We start from the raw sequence: 15,534 nt of genomic DNA on the forward strand, positions 1-15,534 counted from the left end.
CAGACGCCGATGCCGGCCGGGCCGAGGCCCGACCGGCATCGTGCGCGGTTCACCGGATTCAGCTCACCACTGCCTTGTCGCTCAGGCGTGCGCCCGACTCGATGTCGAAGAGGTGCACGTGGTTCGGCGTGGCGGTGAGGTAGACCTTGTCGCCCGCATTCGGGTGCACGCGGCCGTCGACGCGCGCGACGATGTCGGTGCGCTTGCCCTCGACGATCGAGTGCCCGTAGAGGTACCCGTCGGCGCCGAGCTCTTCGACGAGGTCGACGTCGACCGCAAGGCCCTCGCCCTCGTGGGGCGAGACCGTGATGTCTTCGGGGCGCACGCCGATGGTCGCGGTGGCGGCCGTCGATGCCGCGAGGATCTCGCGGTCGACCGGCACGGTCGCGGTGCCGAACTTGACGCCACCCTCGACGAGGTCGGCGTGGAAGAGGTTCATCGCCGGCGAGCCGATGAAGCCCGCGACGAACACGTTGCTCGGCTTCTCGTAGAGGTCGCGCGGGGTGCCGACCTGCTGCAGGACGCCGTCCTTGAGCACCGCGATGCGGTCGCCCATGGTGAGCGCCTCGGTCTGGTCGTGGGTGACGTAGACCGTGGTGACGCCGAGGCGGCGCTGCAGCGAGGCGATCTGGGTGCGGGTCTGCACGCGGAGCTTCGCGTCGAGGTTCGACAGGGGCTCGTCCATGAGGAACACCTGCGGCTGGCGCACGATCGCGCGGCCCATCGCGACGCGCTGGCGCTGGCCGCCCGAGAGCGCCTTCGGCTTGCGGCTGAGGTAGGGCTCGAGGTCGAGCAGCTTCGCGGCCTCGAGCACGCGCGCGGCGCGCTCGTCTTTGCCGACGCCCGCGATCTTGAGCGCGAAGCCCATGTTCTCGGCGACGGTCATGTGGGGGTAGAGCGCGTAGTTCTGGAAGACCATCGCGATGTCGCGGTCCTTCGGGGGCACGTCGGTGACGTTGCGGTCGCCGATGAGGATGTTGCCCTCGTTGACTTCTTCGAGGCCCGCGAGCATGCGGAGCGAGGTGGACTTGCCGCAACCCGAGGGGCCGACGAGGACGAGGAACTCGCCGTCTGCGATCTCGAGGTCGAGCTGGTCGACGGCCGGTCGGGTGCCTCCGGGGTAGAGGCGGGTGGCCTTGTCGAACGTGACTGACGCCATGGTTCTGTATCTCCTTCACCGGCAGGTACGTGCCGGACGATCCGTAGTGAATGGACTTGCGTCGATGCTGACGCCTCCTCAGTATCGCATGCGCGCGAGGGTGGTCCGCACCGTCGACGGATGTCCCGGGCCGCGGCCGCCGCGGTGAGGCCCGCGTCGGGACATCCGCGTTCAGCGTTCGTTTGGAGGATTCCCAGACGCCGTGCCTACTATCGTGTTTGCGTTCGCGTGCAGTCGCGCGCGCCCACACAGCGACCGGAGTGACCATCGATGAGCATTGGCGGAGCAGACAAGCCACGCCCTTCCCGTAACGAGCAGCGCGAAGCAGCGCGCGAGAAGGCACGGGCCCTGCGCGAAGAGCAGAAGAAGCGCGAGCGCCGCAACCGTTGGCTCATCCAGGGCGGCATCATCGTCGCCGTGCTCGCGGTCGCGGGCCTCGTCGCCGGGCTGATCTTCAACAACGTGCGTCCTGCGGGTCCCGGCCCCGCGAACATGGCGAGCAACGGCATCGTGCTCACGGGCGCTGAGGGCGTCATCACCCCCGTCGAGACGCCCGCGCTCGACGCCGATGAGACCCCGACGCCGACCGTTCCGGATGAGACCGGCACGGTGGCGAACATCGTGACCTACGTCGACTACCTGTGCCCGTTCTGCGGCGACTTCGAGCAGACCAACTCGGCGTCGATCCGCGCCATGATCGAAGAGGGCGCGGCGACGCTCGAGGTGCACCCCATCGCGATCCTCACCAACAAGTCGGCGGGCACGCAGTACTCGCTGCGAGCGGCGAACGCGGCGGCCTGCGTGGCCGACAACTCGCCCGTCTCGTTCCTCGACTTCCACGACCTGATGTTCGAGAACCAGCCCGAAGAGGGCACCGAGGGGCTCTCGAACGATGAGATCAAGGCCCTCGCGAAGCAGGCCGGCGTCTCCTCGCTGTCGACGATCGAGAAGTGCATCGACGACAAGCAGTTCCACAGCTGGGTGCAGGACGCCACGAACCGGGCGCTCACCCAGCCGGTGCCGAACTCCGACCTCGCGTCGATCACCGGCACCCCCACGGTGCTCGTGAACGGCAAGCAGTACGTGGGCTCGCTCACCGACCCGGCCGAGTTCCAGTCGTTCGTCCTGCAGGCGACCGGCGAGACCTTCTCCGAGTCCAGCGCGTCGCCGACGCCGACGCCGAGTCCGGCGCCGTAGGCGACTCGTCACCGACCGACCGGCGCCTGCCGGCGGCCGGTGACCGCGAGCCCCGGTAAGATGGCCGGGGCACGCATGCCGGCTTGGCGCAATTGGTAGCGCACCGCTCTTGTAAAGCGGTGGTTGCGGGTTCGAGTCCCGCAGCCGGCTCTTGACAGAACAACCGATCACCGACGCTGCGCCCCAGGCGGCGGGTTCGGGTGAACCCCATCGCCACGCGCACGCCGAACGCTCCCGCATCCCGATGTGGCTCGCGATCGTGCTCGCCGTCCTCTTCGGCGGCCTCACGGCGCTGCAGTCGCGCGTGAACGGGCAGCTCGCCGCGGCGATCGACGATCCGTACAGCGCGGCGGCCATCTCGTTCGGCTCCGGCCTCCTGATCCTGCTCGTCGTGCTGGGCTTCTGGCGGCCGGGGCGTCAGGGCATCGGGCGCGTCCGCGAGGGGCTGCGCGCCCGAAGGATCGCGTGGTGGATGCTGCTCGGCGGCCTCGCGGGCGCATGGTTCGTCACCACCCAGGGGCTGTCGGCCGGTGTGCTCGGCGTCGCGCTGTTCACCGTGGCGATCGTCGCGGGCCAGACGGTCGGCGGCATCTTCTTCGACGTCGTCGGCCTGGGTCCGGGCGGGCGACGGCCGCTCACGGTCATGCGCGTCCTGGGCGCGCTGATCGCGCTCGCAGCGATCTCGTGGGCGGTGTCGGCGCAGCTCGTGCACGACGTGCCGCTCGTGCTCATGCTGCTCCCGTTCGTCGCCGGCATCGGTGCCGCGTGGCAGCAGGCGGTGAACGGCCGGGTGAAGGTCGAGGCAGGCAGCGCGTTCACTGCGACGCTCACCAACTTCGCCGTGGGCACCACGGCGCTCGTCATCGTCGTGCTCGTGCATTCGGCGATCGCAGGCTGGCCCGACGCGCTGCCCGCCGAACCATGGCTGTACCTCGGCGGCGCGATCGGTTGCGTGTTCATCGCCGGGCAGGCCGTGCTCGTGCGGGTCGTCGGCGTGCTGCTGCTCGCGCTCTGCGGAGTGGCCGGCCAGCTCGCTGCTGCGCTCGCCCTCGACCTGCTGCTGCCGACCTCCGAGCGCCCCGTCGGCGTCGCCACGATCGGCGGCACCGTGCTCGCCGTCGTCGCGGTGGTCGTCGCATCGATCCGGTGGACCAAGCACAAGCACGTCGCCCCGGCCCCCGCCGACGGATCGGTCAGTCGAGCGAGCTGAACCGCGGTGCGGGCGGCAGCCCCGTGCGCGCCGCGCGTGCGCCCTCGGGAACCCCGCCGACGTAGAGCCACCCGAGCAGGTGCTCATTCGCGCCGAGCCCGTGCATGGCCGCGACGAGCGCGTGCCTCGTGTACGGCCCGGTTCGCCACATCACGCCCCACCCGGCTTCGTCGAGCAGCAGGCTCAGCAGGTGCGCGACGCCGGCCGCCGCGGCGTCCTGCTCCCACTGCGGAACCTTCGGGTGAGGGGTGCTCGTCGCGACGATCGCGAGCAGCAGCGGGGCACGTTCGGGCTTGGCGGCGAGTCGCGATGCCGCGTCGCCCGTCAGGCCCGATGCCTCGGCCAGCGCCGCACCGAGACGCGAACGCGCGGCGCCTCGGAGCGCGATCACGCGCCAGGGGCGCAGCGCCGCATGGTCGGGCACCCGTTCGGCGGCGACGAGCAACTCGATGATCGTCGCGTCGTCGGGAGCGACATCCGTCACCTTCGGCGCCGAGCGCCGCGCGAGGACCGCCTCGCGAACCGACGCCACGCTCAGGACTCGGCGGTGAAGCCGAGCGCGAGGGAGTTCATGCAGTAGCGATCACCCGTGGGCGTTCCGAAGCCGTCGGGGAACACGTGACCGAGGTGCGAGCCGCAGTCGGCGCAGCGCACTTCGGTGCGCACCATGCCGAGCGACGTGTCCTCGATGAGCTCGACGGCCTCGGGGCGCACCGACTCGTAGAAGCTCGGCCAGCCACAGCCCGAATCGAACTTCGTGCCGCTCTTGAAGAGCTCGGCGTTGCAGGCCGCGCAGGTGTAGACGCCTGCGCGCTCCTCGTCGAGGAGCTCACCCGTCCACGGCCGCTCGGTCGCCGCCTCGCGCAGCACCGCGTACTGCTCGGGGTCGAGCTCGGCGCGCCACTCTTCGTCGCTCTTCTTCACGCTGTAGGACATGCGCATCCTCTCGGGGGCTTCGGGTCTCTGCTTCCATCGTCGCAGGTCGGGCGGCGAGGTGACGGATCGGTACGTGGGGTGCAACGCGCGACGGATGTCCCGTGTTCCGCCGGTGGCACACGCCGCGGCTGCTCGGCGTGCACTCGGGTCGCCGTGCCTAGGATGTGCAGCACAGGACGCGTGATCGCGCGGCCCCGACGGGAGATGGACATGGCCGCAGAGCGCGTACCGAACCGGCCCGACGAGGCCGACCTCGACGACCGGCAGCGACACGTCCTCGCATTCGAGGCTCGCGCCTGGCAGCGGCCCGCGCGGAAGGCCGAGGCGATCCGCGACGAATTCGGCATCTCGGCCACCCGCTACTATCGGATACTCGGCGAGCTCATCGACTCGCCGGCGGCCCTCCGGCACGATCCCATGCTCGTCAAACGCCTGCAGCGCATGCGTTCGGCGCGCGCGGAGGCCCGCAGCCGGCGTTCCCTCTCCCTCGGCCGACCGCTCGACTGAGCCCGGCCCCGACCTCGTTACCTGGACACATGGCGCAGAAGTTCCCCCGCGATCGGTTCGACTCGATCCCGCACGGCATCGACCGAGTCGGCGCGCACCGCGCCCCCGCACGCCGCGGCGCCAAGTGGATCGCGTTCGGCTGGGCGGCGTTCGCGACCGTCGTGCTCGTGGCGGTCGGCATCGGCGCGGTCATGCTGCTGAACGATCGGCTGAACTTCACCGCGCCGACGGCGACCCCGACCCCGACGCCCGTCGTCACCGCCGAGCCGACGCTCGCTCCCGACGTGCCCGTCACGGTGCTGAACGGCACGACCACGTCGGGTCTCGCGGCGAACGCCGGAGAGCTGCTCACCGCAGGCGGCGTGACCGTGGGCGCGACGGCGAACGCGAGCGCCAACGACCTGACCGAGACCGTGGTCTACTACGCGACGCCCGACCTCGAGGGTGCGGCGCGGGGCGTCGCCCAGCTGCTGCCCGAGGCGGAGGTGCGGCTCTCCGAGCAGTTCGCCGCGACGGGCACGCCGCTCGTCGTCGTGCTCGGCTCCGACTACGCCGAGAACGTCGCGGGCTGACCGCCCACGGGCCGATTCGCCCGTTCCGTGCAGAATCGTTGCCATTCCGCGATCATTCGTTGCGTCGCCCCCCTTGTGCCCGCGTGTCACGTCGTTAGTATCTGGAATTGGCTGCTCGAAACCCGTGTGACGCCGGTGCCGCTCTCGGCACCGGGTAGGCACGGCCAAGTGGCCCGGTACAGGCGACAGGCACGTGCTGATCCACACACAGCAACATGGGAGCAACGCATGGCGAACGGAACCGTCAAGTGGTTCAACGCTGAAAAGGGATACGGTTTCATCACCGTCGACGATGGCGGCCAAGACGTCTTCGTGCACTACTCCGCCATCGACATGGCCGGGTACAAGGTGCTCGAAGAAGGTCAGCAGGTCGTGTTCGAAGTCGGCACCGGCTCGAAGGGGCCGCAGGCTGAGGGTGTGCGTCCCGCCTGACCGCAACGACATCCGAACGCGCCGCCGGCCCTCCGGCGGCGCGTTCGTCGTTTCGCGCCGCCGCTCGGCTCGTGCGAGGGCGTCGCGCGTCGCGCTCGCTTGCACTCGTGCCGGGAGAGTGCCAGAATCGTCTTAGCACTCACTCGTTTTGAGTGCTAAATCCACGAATCTTTGAAGACGTCCGGGAAAGGACGAGAAACACACATGGCAAAGATCATTGCTTTCAACGAGGAGGCCCGCCGTGGTCTCGAGCGTGGCCTGAACACGCTCGCCGACGCGGTCAAGGTGACCCTCGGCCCGCGCGGACGCAACGTCGTGCTCGAGAAGAAGTGGGGCGCGCCCACGATCACGAACGACGGTGTGTCCATCGCCAAGGAGATCGAGCTCGACGACCCGTACGAGAAGATCGGCGCCGAGCTCGTCAAGGAGGTCGCCAAGAAGACCGACGACGTCGCCGGCGACGGCACCACGACCTCGGTCGTGCTCGCCCAGGCGCTCGTCCGCGAGGGCCTTCGCAACGTCGCCGCAGGCGCCGACCCCATCTCGCTCAAGCGCGGCATCGAGAAGGCCGTCCAGGCCGTCGAGGCCGAGCTCCTCGCCAACGCGAAGGACGTCGAGACCAAGGAGGAGATCGCCGCCACCGCATCGATCTCGGCCGCAGACGAGCAGATCGGTGCGCTCATCGCCGAGGCGATCGACAAGGTCGGCAAGGAGGGCGTGGTCACCGTCGAGGAGTCGAACACCTTCGGCACCGAGCTCGAGCTCACCGAGGGCATGCGCTTCGACAAGGGCTACCTGTCGGCGTACTTCGTCACCGACCCCGAGCGTCAGGAAGCGGTCTTCGAAGACCCCTACATCCTGATCGTCAACAGCAAGGTCTCGAACATCAAGGACCTGCTCCCCATCGTCGACAAGGTGATCCAGACCGGCAAGCAGCTGCTCATCATCGCCGAAGACGTCGACGGCGAGGCCCTCGCGACCCTGATCGTCAACAAGATCCGCGGCATCTTCAAGTCGGTCGCCGTCAAGGCCCCGGGCTTCGGCGACCGCCGCAAGGCCCAGCTGCAGGACATCGCGACCCTCACGGGCGGCCAGGTCATCTCCGAAGAGGTCGGCCTCAAGCTCGAGAACGTCACGCTCGACCTGCTCGGCCAGGCTCGCAAGGTCATCATCACCAAGGACGAGACGACCATCGTCGAGGGCGCCGGTGACGAAGAGGCCATCGCCGGCCGCGTGTCGCAGATCCGCAAGGAGATCGACAACACCGACTCCGACTACGACCGCGAGAAGCTGCAGGAGCGCCTCGCCAAGCTCGCGGGCGGCGTCGCCGTCATCAAGGCGGGCGCGGCCACCGAGGTCGAGCTCAAGGAGCGCAAGCACCGTATCGAAGACGCCGTGCGCAACGCGAAGGCCGCCGTCGAGGAGGGCATCGTCGCCGGTGGTGGCGTCGCCCTCATCCAGGCCGGCAAGAACGCGTTCGAGAAGCTCGACCTCTCGGGCGACGAGGCGACCGGTGCGAACATCGTTCGCGTCGCGATCGACGCGCCGCTCAAGCAGATCGCGCTGAACGCGGGCCTCGAGCCGGGCGTCGTCGCCGACAAGGTGCGCAACCTCCCCGTCGGCCAGGGCCTCAACGCCGCGACCGGTGAGTACGTCGACATGCTCGCCGCGGGCATCAACGACCCGGTGAAGGTGACCCGCTCGGCGCTGCTCAACGCCGCGTCGATCGCGGGCCTGTTCCTCACCACCGAGGCCGTCGTCGCCGACAAGCCCGAGAAGAACCCGGCTCCGGTCGGCGACCCCACGGGCGGCATGGACTTCTAGTCCGTCCGCGACCCGCACCACACGATGGGCGTCTCCTCAGGGAGGCGCCCATCGTCGTCGTCTCGGCCGCCGGCGCGATCGTGATCGGCCCGCGGCCCGCGGCCCGAGGCCCGCGGCGCGCTCGGCGATCGTGCCGATCGCCGAGCGCATCGTGCGAACCTCACGGCGGGTGAGGCGCGCTCGAGTCGTCAGCGCAGGAACAGCCGCGCGTTCGACTGCTCGGCATCGAGGTACTGCGTCGCGGCGACGCCGAGCGCTTGGTTGAGGCCTGAGAGGCTCTGCTCGACCTGCGTCTGCGTCGCGCGCCAGTCGGCGACGGCGCCCTGGAAAGCCGACGAGGCCTGGCCCGACCACGACGACTGCAGCCCGGTGAGCTGCCCGAGCAGTGCCGAGACCTCGGACTGGATCCTTCCGATCGTGCCCTGCACGGTGTGGGTGGCCGCGGAGACCTGCTCGGCGTCGACCTGGTAGCTGGTCATGTGGTGTCCCTTCGTTCGGTGTGCCACCGACGTTAGGGGCGCGTGCGCGGGCGTCGCGGCGCGATCGGCCGAGCGGGCGAGTGCGCACGTCCGAGGCGAACTGTCGAGGACGAGTGCCGGTCAGGGCTCGATGATCGGCTGCGGCGCGGCTGCCGAGCCCGCGAGGGGCAGCATGACCCGGAACGTCGCACCGCCGCCGGGCGTCTCGACGACGTCGACCATGCCGTTGTGCGCGGCCACGATCGACGAGACGATCGCGAGGCCGAGCCCGGAACCTCCGGTCTCACGGGTTCGCGAGGTGTCGGCGCGCCAGAACCGCTGGAAGATCTTCTCCCGGATCTGGGGCGGGATGCCCTCGCCGTGGTCGACGACCTCGACGACGGCGCGCTCGTCGTCATCGTCGATCGTCACGCGGATCTCGAGGGGGCTGCCGTCGGACGTGAACCGGATCGCGTTGCCCATCAGGTTCGTGATGACCTGGCGGATCTTGTTCTCTTCGGCGAGCACGATCGCACGCCGCACCGGTTTCGCGGCGCGCTCGACGGTCGACGAGTCCGCCATCGGAACGCTCTGCACGTCGATTGACAGGTCGCCGGTGACCTGCATGCCGGCCTGTGCCTTCGCTGCGGCGCGCTTGGCCGATGCGGTCGCCGCTGCCGCGCGCTTCGCGGCCTGTGCGTCGCGGCGGGCCGCGACGGCGGCATCTCCGCGGACGCGTCGCCCGCGGAGGCGGGCAAGGGTCGCGCCGGCGAAGGAGATCGGCGCGGCGGCGGGGCTCGACGCCGGGTCGAGCTCGACCTCGAGCGCGGGGGCGAGGTCCCCCGGGATCTCCGTCGCTCCATGCTCTGGGGCGATCACCGTGACGATCCTGTCGGGGTGCGCCGCCATCGTGTCGAGTGCGGCGTCGCGCGCGAGCGGCACGAGGTCGACCTCGGCGAGCTCGAGCGGCTTCGCCTCGTCGAGTCGGGCGAGAGCGAGCAGGTCTTCGACGAGTCCGCCCATGCGGATCGCCTCTTTCTCGATTCGCTCCATCGCCTGTGCGACATCGTCTTCGGTCTGCAGTGCGCCCATTCGGTAGAGCTCGGCGTAGCCGCGCACCGACACGAGCGGAGTGCGCAGCTCGTGCGAGGCGTCGCCGACGAAGCGGCGCATCTGGTCGATCGTGCGCGCCCGATCGCGGAACGCTCGGTCGATGCGGTTGAGCATCGTGTTGAGCGACCGGTTGAGCCGCCCGACCTCGGTGTTGGGTGTGGCGCCGCCGAGTCGCTGGCCGAAGTCGCCGTCGGCGATCGCGGCGGCCGTGCGCTCGACCTCGCGCAGCGGGGTGAAGGTAGAAGTCACGAGCATTCGCGTGAGCAGCGCCCCGACCAGCACGACACCGAGGCCGAACCCGAGGAAGATCGTGAGGTAGACGCCGAGCAGGCGCTCGGTGTCGGCCGACGAGATCGCGATGACGATCGGCACGAGCGTGCCGTGCGAGTCGGCCGGCATGAGTGCCGCGACGGCGCGGAACGTCGGCGCGCCGTCGGCGTCGCTCAGTGGGAAGGTGACGTAGCGCCCGGCGTTGAGCGCGTTGACCTGCGCCTGCGTGAACGTGGCGGGGAACTGGGGCAGCTCGGCCTCATCGAGGTGGTCCCAGTTATTGCGCTGGTATTCACCGAACGCGTTGTAGACGGCGACGAACACCTCTTCCGAAGGCGAGAAGTCGAGCTGATTGAGGTTGGTCTGCGAGCGTGGGTCGGAGCCGTTGGGGGAGAAGTACCTCGACATGTCGCCCGAGGCGATCGCCTCGAGCTTCGCTTCCATCTGGTCGTCGACGTACGAGCGCAGCATCGCCGCCGTGCCGATGCCCGAGACCAGCAGCCCGAGGGTCAGCATCAGCACTGTCACACCGGTGATCTTGGTGCGCAGCGAGATGCGGTTCCACCGCTCGAACAGGGTCTGGTTCATTGCGGGCCGAGTCTAGGCTGCGAAGCCTGAGTCAAGGCTTGGAGGACTTCAGCATGTACCCGAATCCGCGTTTGGTCTGGATGAGCGGCTCGGTCGAGTGCTGGTCGAGCTTGCGGCGCAGGTAGGAGATGTAGCTCTCGACGATGCCGGCATCGCCGTTGAAGTCGTACTCCCATACATGGTCGAGGATCTGCGCCTTGGAGAGCACCCGGTTGGGGTTCAGCATGAGGTAGCGCAGCAGCTTGAACTCGGTGGGGGAGAGCTCGACGGGCACGTCGCCGACGAGCACCTCGTGGGTGTCCTGATCCATCGTGAGCTCGCCGGTGCGGATCACCGCGTCTTCTTCGGCGTGCATCGTGCGCCGGAGGATCGCCTTGATGCGCGCGACGATCTCGTCGAGGCTGAACGGCTTGGTGACATAGTCGTCGCCGCCGACGGTGAGGCCGGTGATCTTGTCTTCGGTGTCGTCTTTCGCCGTGAGGAAGAGGATCGGCGCGGTGTAGCCTGCCGTGCGCAGGCGCTTGGTGACGCCGAACCCGTTCATGTCGGGCAGCATGACGTCGAGGATGATGAGGTCGGGCTCCTCTTCGAGCACGGCCGAGATGGTCTGCGCGCCGTTGCCCACGGCGCGGACCGCGAATCCGGCGAACCTCAGGCTGGTCGTCAGCAGGTCGCGGATGTTGGGCTCGTCATCGACGATGAGAATGCGTGGTCCATCGCTCATGGGTCGATTCTCTTGACGTTTGCTGAAACCTGCCTGTGAGTCGTGTGGGTGGCCGTCGATCACGGCGCGGCGGCGATGCGGATGCAGCATCGGCCCGCTCCCGCATCGAGGTGCACGCGGCCGGGATCGTCGCCGACGGCCTCGGCCATGCCGCACAACATCGCGTGGTTGATCTCGCACACGACGCCGGGGTTCTCGCGCGCGAGACGGTGGAACGGGCACGTGCCGAGCACGGTGTCGTCGCCGTCGACCCTGGGCTCGAGGCCGGCCCGCTCGAGCGCGTCGTCGAGATCGGCGGATGCCCCGGCGAGGCGCCGCCCGCCGCGCACCGCCGCCGCGTGCAGCGCGTCGCGCACGGGAACGTCGTCGCCGACTGCCCGACCGATCGCCTCGGCCATGATCTCGCCCGCCAGTTCGTAGTGCCGCCGGGGGATCGAGACCGAGAGTTCGGCGTCGGGACGCACGTAGACCTTCGCCGGCCGCCCGGAGCCGGGCCCCGTTCGACCGGTGAGTCGCCGGAACTCGACGGTGAGCAGCCCCGCGTCTGCGAGTCGCTCGAGGTGGAAGGCGGCGGTGCTGCGCGGGAGGTCGAGAAGAGCGGCGATCTGATCGCGGCTCATGGGTTCGGTGTTGCGTGCGACCGCCGTGTAGACCCGATGCCGGGTCGGGTCGCCGAGCGCCCTGACGGCGATCAGTTCGTCGTCGTATCCGGACTCGTAGCCGGACTCGTCGGAAGCCATGGCCCCATCGTAACTCTAAAAGCAATATCTATTGACAAAAGAATTTCCCCGGCCTAGCGTCGGCATGACGGGAGATGCCGCGCACGGGGCATCCGATCTCGGGAATCACCGTGCGAGGGGTCGACCGCACCAGACCAGCGAGCCGAGGAGCAGCCATGACGTCGACCGAACTCGCCGCATCGGCGACCAGCGCGCGGCGGCTGCACGCGGTCGCGCCCGACGAGGCGGTCGGCGGCGGCATCGACCGGGCCGGTGCCATCGCGGCGGTCGAGGCGCTGCTCGCAGCGCTCGGTCGCGATCCACGGTCGACCCATCTCGCCGAGACGCCTCGACGTGTCGCCGATGCGCTGATCGAGTTGCTGACGCCGCAACCGTTCGCCGCGACCACATTCGTGAACGACGAGCACTACGACGAGCTCGTCGTCGTCGCCGACATCCCGTTCAGCTCGCTGTGCGAGCACCACCTGTTGCCGTTCCGCGGCGTCGCGCACGTGGGCTACGTTCCCGGTGAACGTCTCGTAGGACTGTCGAAGCTCGCGCGCGTCGTCGAGCTGTTCGCACGCGACCTGCAGGTTCAAGAGCGGATGACCCGCCAGATCGCCGACTGGATCGACGAGACCCTCGAACCGCTGGGCGTCGGCGTGGTGCTCGAGGCCGAGCACCTCTGCATGTCGCTGCGAGGCGTGCAGGCCGAGGGAACGCGCACCGTGACGAGCTCGCTCGTCGGCTCGGTGCGCGACGACGACCGCACCCGCCGCGAGTTCCTCGCCCGCTGCGGCGTGCGCGGAACGGAGGCGTGAGATGGAATCGTCGAGTGGGCTCGTGATCGTCGGGGGCGGACTCGCCGGTGCGCGGGCGGCTGAGGGCGCCAGGGAAGCGGGATACGACGGGTCGATCACCATCGTCGCGGGCGAAGACGCGATGCCCTACATCCGCCCGCCGCTGTCGAAGGAGTTCCTGATCGGAAAAGACGACCGGGCATCGATCGACGTGCACCCCGAGGCGTGGTACTCCGAGCAGGGGGTCGAGGTGCTGCGCGGGCGCCGGGCCGCGTCGATCGATCCGGCGGGCCACAGCCTCACGCTCGGCGATGACGAGGTGCTGCGCTACGACCGGCTGCTGCTCGCGACCGGTGCGTCGCCCCGACGGTTCCGTGGACCGGGCGCCGACCTCGCGGGCGTGCACCTCCTGCGCAGCGTCGACGACTCGATCGCGCTGCGCGACGCCATCGCATCGGGCGGCCGACGCGTCGTGATCGTCGGTGCCGGATGGATCGGGCTCGAGGTCGCGGCCGCCGCACGGGGCTACGGCAACGATGTCACGGTGCTCGGCCTCGAGACCGTGCCGCTGAACGCGGCGATCGGGGACTCGGCCGGCTCGGTCTTCGCCGAACTCCACCGCGCGCACGGCGTCACCCTGCGCATGTCGACGAGCGTGGCCGGCATGGTCGGCACCGAGGGCCGTGTCAGCGGAGTCGAGCTCGACGGTGGTGAGGTGGTGCCGGCCGACGTCGTCGTGGTCGGCATCGGCGCCATCCCCGAGACGGGGCTCGCCGAGTCCGCGGGCCTCGACGTCGACAACGGCGTGACGACCGATGCCGCGTTCCTCACGAGTGCGGCCGACGTATACGCCGTCGGCGACGTCGCGAGCGTGTTCCATCCGGTGCTCGGTCGACGCATCCGCATCGAGCACTGGGCGAACGCCGATGTCGCCGGCAAGGTCGCCGGTCGCTCGATGGCGGGTGAGACGGTCGAGTACGACGAGATCCCGTACTTCTACACCGACCAGTACGATCTGGGCATGGAGTACTCGGGTTACGGCACGCTCGCCGCGGGCATCGAACCGGTGTTCCGGGGCGATCGCGACGGGCGCGAGTTCGTGGCGTTCTGGGTGGATTCGGGCAAGGTCGTCGCGGGCATGAACGTCAACGTGTGGGACGTGAACGACACCGTGCAGCGGCTCATCCGTGACGAGGTCGTCGTCGAGCCCGAGCGGCTCGCCGACCCCTCGATTCCGCTCGATGCGCTCGTCGGGACATCCGAGTGATCGAACGATCGCCGCTCGGCTGGGTCGAACCGGCGATCACCCACCCGGTGCGCCGCATCGCGGGGCGCGAGGTCGACTTCCGCCGCACGATCGCGGTCATGGCCGTCGTCAACCGCACGCCCGACTCGTTCTACGACCGCGGCGCCACGTTCGGCCTGGTGCAGGCGGTCGGGGCCGCGCGACGTGCGGTCGAGCAGGGCGCCGCGTGGGTCGACATCGGCGGCGCGAAGTTCGGGCCGGGTCCGGCGATACCCGTGGCTGAAGAGATCGACCGGGTCGTGCCCGTCGTCGAGGCGCTGCATGGCGTCGAGGCCGCGATCTCGGTCGACACCTTCCACGCCGAGGTCGCCGCTGCCGCCATCGCCGCCGGCGCGCACGTCGTGAACGACACGACGGGCGTGCACGACCCGGCGATCGCCGAAGTCGTCGCCTCGAGCGAGGCGACCCTCGTGATCACGCACAGCCGGGCCGAGCCTCGGCAGTGGTTTCCGCGCCCGCAGTACGACGACGTCGTCGGCGAGGTCGCCGCGTTCCTCGAGGAGCGCGTCGCGCTGGCCGTGCGGCACGGCGTGCCCGAAGATCGCATCGTGCTCGACCCCGGCCACGACCTCAACAAGAACACCCGGCACTCGCTCGAGCTCACGCGCCGGTTCGGCGAACTCGCCCGACTCGGGTTCCCGCTGCTGGCCGCCGTGTCGAACAAGGACTTCATCGGCGAGACCCTCGACCGCCCACGCGATGGCAGGCTCGCCGGTTCGCTCGCGGCCGCCGTGTTCTGCGCGCTCCAGGGCGCGCGCATCCTGCGCATGCACAACGTGCCCGAGTCGGTCGACGCGGCCCGCATGGTTGAGGCGATCCTCGGGTGGCGCGCACCCGCGTACCTGAAGCACAACGTGGTCGACGGCCCGAACGAGGAATCGTGACCGCCGCGCCGGCCGGGCTCGCGCGCGAGGAACTGCTCGCCGCCTACGCGATCGAAGACCGCGCCACGCCGCGGGTGCGCATGAACTTCGTGATGAGCCTCGACGGTGCAGTCACGCTCGACGGGCGCAGCGGCGGGCTCGGCAACGCCGACGACCGGCGCATCATGGGCGTGCTGCGCGCGCTCGCCGACGTCATCCTCGTCGGGGCGGGCACCGTTCGCGTCGAGGGCTACGGCGGCGTGCGCCTGCCCGACGAGGTCGCAGCGTGGCGGACCGGCCGGGGCATGGCAGCGCAACCCCCGCTCGCGGTCGTCTCATCGCGGCTCGACCTCGCCCCGGGGCATCCGTTCTTCACCGACGCCACCGTGCGTCCGATCGTCGTGACCCACTCGGCGGCACCCGCGGATCGGCGGGCCGCGCTCGCCGAGGTCGCCGACATGATCGTGAGCCCCGGTGACGCGGTGGACCTGCGGCACGCGCTCGCCGCGCTCGCCGACCGTGGGCTGCCGCAGGTGCTCTGCGAGGGAGGACCCCATCTGTTCGGCGCGCTGCTGGCCGCCGACCTGGTCGACGAGCTGTGCCTCAGCCTGTCGTCCGTGCTCGTGGCGGGCGACGCCGGGCGTATCGCGGCGGGTGCCGAGGTGCCGCCGCGGCGCATGCGGCTCGTGCACGAGCTGCCGACCGACGAGATGCTGTTCCTGCGCTACGCGCGCGGGTGAGCGGCGGCGCAAGGGCGGTACGGCGCCAACTCAGGAGAATGGGACGCATCCACGCGTCAGAGGCCGCCTCAGTGCAATTCTCCTGAGCAGGGACGGGGCGTGGGCGTGCCCGGCGC

General features: G+C 69.9%; 17 protein-coding genes and 1 tRNA gene. 11 read left to right on the forward strand and 7 right to left on the reverse strand.

The window, feature by feature from the left end; all coding sequences use genetic code 11:
- Nucleotides 1-58: 58 nt before the first annotated feature.
- Nucleotides 59-1,159 (reverse strand): ABC transporter ATP-binding protein, encoded by a 1,101-nt coding sequence (locus LQ757_RS18395; RefSeq protein WP_231048745.1) that lies wholly within the window; start codon nt 1,157-1,159, stop codon nt 59-61.
- A gap of 270 nt (nt 1,160-1,429) precedes the next feature.
- Between LQ757_RS18395 and LQ757_RS18400 the strand changes: the two genes are divergently transcribed.
- The 3 genes from LQ757_RS18400 to LQ757_RS18410 all read left to right on the forward strand — a co-directional run bounded on the left by LQ757_RS18400 (nt 1,430) and on the right by LQ757_RS18410 (nt 3,566).
- Nucleotides 1,430-2,356, forward strand: coding sequence for a DsbA family protein (locus LQ757_RS18400; RefSeq protein ID WP_231048746.1), 927 nt, complete (start codon nt 1,430-1,432; stop codon nt 2,354-2,356).
- A gap of 77 nt (nt 2,357-2,433) precedes the next feature.
- Nucleotides 2,434-2,506: transfer RNA gene (locus tag LQ757_RS18405), tRNA-Thr, on the forward strand.
- 1 nt (nt 2,507) lies between these two features.
- On the forward strand, nt 2,508-3,566 hold the full coding sequence (locus LQ757_RS18410; RefSeq protein WP_231048747.1) for a DMT family transporter: 1,059 nt from the start codon (nt 2,508-2,510) through the stop codon (nt 3,564-3,566).
- On the opposite strand, the gene LQ757_RS18415 is transcribed toward LQ757_RS18410, so the two are convergent.
- Both LQ757_RS18415 and msrB read right to left on the reverse strand, forming a co-directional pair.
- The gene (locus tag LQ757_RS18415) at nt 3,550-4,098 is read right to left on the reverse strand and encodes a nitroreductase family protein (protein WP_231048748.1); all 549 of its coding nucleotides are present in this window, start codon (nt 4,096-4,098) and stop codon (nt 3,550-3,552) included. The two genes, LQ757_RS18410 and LQ757_RS18415, sit on opposite strands and share 17 nt — an antisense overlap.
- 2 nt (nt 4,099-4,100) lie before the next feature.
- Nucleotides 4,101-4,502, reverse strand: a complete 402-nt coding sequence (msrB, locus tag LQ757_RS18420) for a peptide-methionine (R)-S-oxide reductase MsrB (RefSeq protein ID WP_231048749.1) — start codon at nt 4,500-4,502, stop codon at nt 4,101-4,103.
- A gap of 210 nt (nt 4,503-4,712) precedes the next feature.
- On the opposite strand from msrB, the gene LQ757_RS18425 reads away from it, so the two are divergent.
- The 4 genes from LQ757_RS18425 to groL all read left to right on the forward strand — a co-directional run bounded on the left by LQ757_RS18425 (nt 4,713) and on the right by groL (nt 7,837).
- Nucleotides 4,713-5,009 carry a DUF3263 domain-containing protein gene (locus tag LQ757_RS18425; protein ID WP_231048750.1) on the forward strand — a complete coding sequence of 99 codons (297 nt, stop codon included), beginning with the start codon at nt 4,713-4,715 and terminating at the stop codon, nt 5,007-5,009.
- 29 nt (nt 5,010-5,038) lie between these two features.
- Entirely contained in the window at nt 5,039-5,581 is a 543-nt protein-coding gene (locus LQ757_RS18430) for a LytR C-terminal domain-containing protein (RefSeq protein WP_231048751.1), read from the forward strand.
- A gap of 228 nt (nt 5,582-5,809) precedes the next feature.
- A complete protein-coding gene (locus tag LQ757_RS18435) occupies nt 5,810-6,013 on the forward strand; it encodes a cold-shock protein (RefSeq protein ID WP_159606913.1) in 204 nt (67 codons plus the stop codon).
- Between the two features lie 204 nt (nt 6,014-6,217).
- Nucleotides 6,218-7,837, forward strand: coding sequence for a chaperonin GroEL (groL, locus tag LQ757_RS18440; RefSeq protein ID WP_231048752.1), 1,620 nt, complete (start codon nt 6,218-6,220; stop codon nt 7,835-7,837).
- 188 nt (nt 7,838-8,025) lie between these two features.
- Here the strand turns inward: groL and LQ757_RS18445 are convergent, their stop codons facing one another.
- From LQ757_RS18445 to LQ757_RS18460, 4 genes are all read right to left on the reverse strand, one after another.
- Entirely contained in the window at nt 8,026-8,316 is a 291-nt protein-coding gene (locus LQ757_RS18445) for a WXG100 family type VII secretion target (RefSeq protein WP_231048753.1), read from the reverse strand.
- A gap of 120 nt (nt 8,317-8,436) precedes the next feature.
- Entirely contained in the window at nt 8,437-10,266 is a 1,830-nt protein-coding gene (locus tag LQ757_RS18450; protein ID WP_231048754.1) for a sensor histidine kinase, read from the reverse strand.
- Nucleotides 10,267-10,297: 31 nt separating this feature from the next.
- Nucleotides 10,298-10,990, reverse strand: a complete 693-nt coding sequence (locus LQ757_RS18455; protein ID WP_231048755.1) for a response regulator transcription factor — start codon at nt 10,988-10,990, stop codon at nt 10,298-10,300.
- Between the two features lie 59 nt (nt 10,991-11,049).
- A complete protein-coding gene (locus tag LQ757_RS18460) occupies nt 11,050-11,730 on the reverse strand; it encodes a helix-turn-helix transcriptional regulator (protein ID WP_231048756.1) in 681 nt (226 codons plus the stop codon).
- Nucleotides 11,731-11,885: 155 nt separating this feature from the next.
- On the opposite strand from LQ757_RS18460, the gene folE reads away from it, so the two are divergent.
- The 4 genes from folE to LQ757_RS18480 are packed head-to-tail and all read left to right on the forward strand — an operon-like array spanning nt 11,886 to nt 15,418.
- Complete coding sequence (gene folE / locus LQ757_RS18465) at nt 11,886-12,530, forward strand: GTP cyclohydrolase I FolE (protein ID WP_231048757.1); 645 nt, start codon at nt 11,886-11,888, stop codon at nt 12,528-12,530.
- Nucleotide 12,531: 1 nt separating this feature from the next.
- A complete protein-coding gene (locus LQ757_RS18470) occupies nt 12,532-13,776 on the forward strand; it encodes an NAD(P)/FAD-dependent oxidoreductase (RefSeq protein WP_231048758.1) in 1,245 nt (414 codons plus the stop codon).
- Nucleotides 13,773-14,699: a dihydropteroate synthase gene (folP, locus tag LQ757_RS18475; protein WP_372459678.1), complete on the forward strand. Its 927-nt coding sequence runs from the start codon at nt 13,773-13,775 to the stop codon at nt 14,697-14,699. Before LQ757_RS18470 ends, folP begins: the two co-directional genes overlap by 4 nt.
- Nucleotides 14,696-15,418, forward strand: coding sequence for a pyrimidine reductase family protein (locus LQ757_RS18480; RefSeq protein ID WP_231048759.1), 723 nt, complete (start codon nt 14,696-14,698; stop codon nt 15,416-15,418). Before folP ends, LQ757_RS18480 begins: the two co-directional genes overlap by 4 nt.
- The last annotated feature ends 116 nt before the right edge of the window (nt 15,419-15,534 follow it).

It is taken from the genome of Agromyces cavernae (assembly GCF_021044935.1).
Lineage (GTDB): Bacteria > Actinomycetota > Actinomycetes > Actinomycetales > Microbacteriaceae > Agromyces > Agromyces cavernae.